The sequence below is a fragment of the uncultured Lacinutrix sp. genome (genome assembly GCF_947500325.1).
Classification (GTDB): domain Bacteria; phylum Bacteroidota; class Bacteroidia; order Flavobacteriales; family Flavobacteriaceae; genus Lacinutrix.
Genome location: NZ_CANMRQ010000047.1, coordinates 1 through 2917 on the forward strand (window position 1 = coordinate 1; position 2917 = coordinate 2917).

General features: G+C 26.9%; 3 protein-coding genes. All 3 read right to left on the reverse strand.

What is annotated here, in order from left to right; all coding sequences use genetic code 11:
* Positions 1-272: 272 nt before the first annotated feature.
* The gene (locus Q0997_RS20050; protein WP_299892458.1) at positions 273-1589 is read right to left on the reverse strand and encodes a hypothetical protein; all 1317 of its coding nucleotides are present in this window, start codon (positions 1587-1589) and stop codon (positions 273-275) included.
* Between the two features lie 22 nt (positions 1590-1611).
* A complete protein-coding gene (locus Q0997_RS20055) occupies positions 1612-2157 on the reverse strand; it encodes a hypothetical protein (protein WP_299892461.1) in 546 nt (181 codons plus the stop codon).
* Between the two features lie 151 nt (positions 2158-2308).
* Positions 2309-2818: a hypothetical protein gene (locus Q0997_RS20060; protein ID WP_299892464.1), complete on the reverse strand. Its 510-nt coding sequence runs from the start codon at positions 2816-2818 to the stop codon at positions 2309-2311.
* Between the last annotated feature and the right edge of the window lie 99 nt (positions 2819-2917).

Consider the following 2917-nt stretch of genomic DNA (forward strand, 5'->3'; position numbering starts at 1 on the left):
ATTACTTTGTCATTTCTATACATAATGTTTAAAATTATGTAGCCTTATTTCAGGACGGGTCACTATTGCATACAACGTCTCGGCTATGGTTAGTACGGGAATTAAAAGTAATAAACTTTCGATTAAGCACTTAGCCAAAACTTTTTATTTTGTTTTATCTTTTTCTTTATAAAGTCAAATCAAAAAGATTTGGCGGACTTAGTTAAAAGCACTAAACTTTAGGTTAAGCACTAAAACCCGTATTAATTATAGCCATTGTTAGCAAACGTTTTTTAATCAAGTAATTTGTTTTTAATATAATGTGCTTTTGGTGAGATAAAGATGTTTTTTAAAAAATCTTGTCTCCTAGTGTATTTATTTTGCTCAATATATTCATTTTCTAGTATTGGAATAATAATGATTCCTTGTTTTTCAAGATTAGAAATAACATTTACTAATTCTGATATTGATGTCAAGTTATTTTCATCAAGAGTTTTATCTGTAATAGGGTTATTTTCTTGAAGGTAAATCAATTTTAACAAATTAATTTCAGAGTCTCTTAAATTATCTTTAAGCGCTTTAAACTCTATGTTTTTATCTTGTTCAAACCACTCCTTGAAAACCCGACTTTTACTTTCCTTTTGATAAGGCTCTTCGTCTAATTCTTCGAAAACATAAGAATAATAGTTTGAAAGACGTTTGAAAACTTCTCTTAAGTTACCATTTAAAGATTCAAAAAGGACAATGAAATCTGTTTCAGTAATTGGAGAGTACGGTTTATTATCAACGTGATTTTGATATGAGTTAATACGTGATGTTAAAACATAAGAAGCATTAATATTTGGAAGTTGTTGAATTTTTAAAGGATTTTGAATAAAACCTGATAACCTCGGTGTACTTATAAAAGTCCTAAATATATTATGAGAACCTGAAAAGAACCATTTAATTTCAGGTATATTAAATATTTCATCCCTTAAATATTCAAGCGTTCTTTTTGCATCATCTGAGGTTTCTAATAATTCTAAATTATCAAGTACACAAACAATTCCGCTAGATTCAGAGTTTGAGAAAATATGAGAAAGTAATGTTCTAATTTGTTTTTTAAACCCGCTTTTAGCAAAACCACTAGTTTCAATAGGCATTCCACCTAAATTGGATATTTGAGACTTAATATTCTCAACTTCTGATGAATTTAACCAATTATTTAAGTTTTCAACTTTTAAATTTTTAACTCCACTTTCTTTTATTTCTTTCTTTTTATCAATTATAGTTTGCGCAATTGAAAAGTAAAAGTCATCAATAAATTCAGTTAAATTATTTTTTGAAGATATTTGAAATATTTTGTTGCAAGGCAAGTAAAAATTGTCATTTTCTTTGGAAGAAAGGGATTCTTCATATAACTCATAAATACTAGCATTAATAACACTAGTTTTACCTATGCCATTTTGACCCTCTACTGTTATTATTCCATTATTATTTTTAATTCTATTCTTTAATTTCCTTTTCTCTTTTTCTCTTCCAATGAGAAGATTTAAACCTTTTAGAGTAGGTTCAATTGGTGAAGGTTTAAAAGGATTTGATGTGTAACCCCAATCTTTGTATAGAGACATATTTTTGTGTTGTTCTTTATAATTAGAGTTTTGACTTTATTTTAATAGTGTCTTTTTTTTTGTTTTCAAAAAACTTTTTAAGTTCTTGAATATCATTATTTAATGATTGTATTTCTTTTTTGTGAGGGTCAATTTTTTTAGGTTGATTATAGCTTTTGTATAAGTTAAAAATACTAATAATAAATCCAATAATAGCGATTAAAAAAATCCACCAAAACGTCTTAGATTGCCACTTTTTTAATTTTAAATCAATTTTATCTCGTTCTTTTTTTAATTTTTCATCAGAAATCCTTTTTCTTTCAGATTCTTCAGAATATTTAATCCATCCACCTTCTTTAATTACTTTGTAACCAAACTCAGTTAACACAGCTAATTCTTTTGTAATTATAATTAAGTCTTTTTCGAGCATTATCTTTGTTAACCTCTCAGCATCATAGGTTTTACCTATTTTCCAAAATTGCTCACCAGCTTCATTTAAAAAATGTGTATAATATTCACTATGCTCATCTTTCTTACTTAAGAGAGTTAAGTTTTTATCAATAAGTAAATTAAGATTTGTAAGGTTCATTTTTAATGTTTGCTAACGGACTTGTGTATGGTTTGTTGCATGGTTTAAACACCTAATTTAGCAAATAAAACCCGAATAGAAAATCCGCGAGGATTTTCGTAAGTATACTAGAACTAGCAATAAATTATATACGGTGTTGTACTTAGTACTTTTATTTAAATTCAATACTTTTAAGTATAGAAATAGCTTCTTCAAAATGTTTTTCATAACTGTGTTTTAGAGAAGAATAGTTATAATTATAGTATTCTCCATTTTGTTCAAAATATACAGTATACTTTTTGTAGCTATTTCCATTCCAAGTTGATTCCAATTTATGAATGTAAACATCTCCTAATTGATTTTTATCAGTTAATATCTCTTGGGAAATAATAGTTAACGCTTTATTAGTTTGCTCAATTTGTTTTTGAACAAAATTATTAAAACTAGATTTTTCTTTTAATTCGTATTGAAAAATGGAAACCAAGTTATTGAAGAAATTATCACTTTCTTTTAATGGCGTATATCCAACGTATTCATGATGCTTTACAGGTCTCCAACTATTAGGTTTATTAATTGTAAAGTTTTGAGAATTTATCCATTCTTGAGTTTCAAAAACATTTGTTTTAGTAGAGCTACAATTAAAAAACACTAATGTTAATATCAAGATCGAGGTTTTTTTCATAGGTGTTTGTGGTATTAAGTACAACGGACTTGTGTATGAAACGTAGCGTGTAAAAAGACACTAACTTTCGGGTTAACACAGAGCCGAATTTTTCTCTTT

Bases quoted from the DNA above. Each gene is read 5' to 3' on its own strand.
- Q0997_RS20050 (WP_299892458.1), bottom strand. From the start codon at position 1,589: ATGTCTCTATACAAAGATTGGGGTTACACATCAAATCCTTTTAAACCT.
- Q0997_RS20055 (WP_299892461.1), bottom strand. From the start codon at position 2,157: ATGAACCTTACAAATCTTAATTTACTTATTGATAAAAACTTAACTCTC.
- Q0997_RS20060 (WP_299892464.1), bottom strand. From the start codon at position 2,818: ATGAAAAAAACCTCGATCTTGATATTAACATTAGTGTTTTTTAATTGT.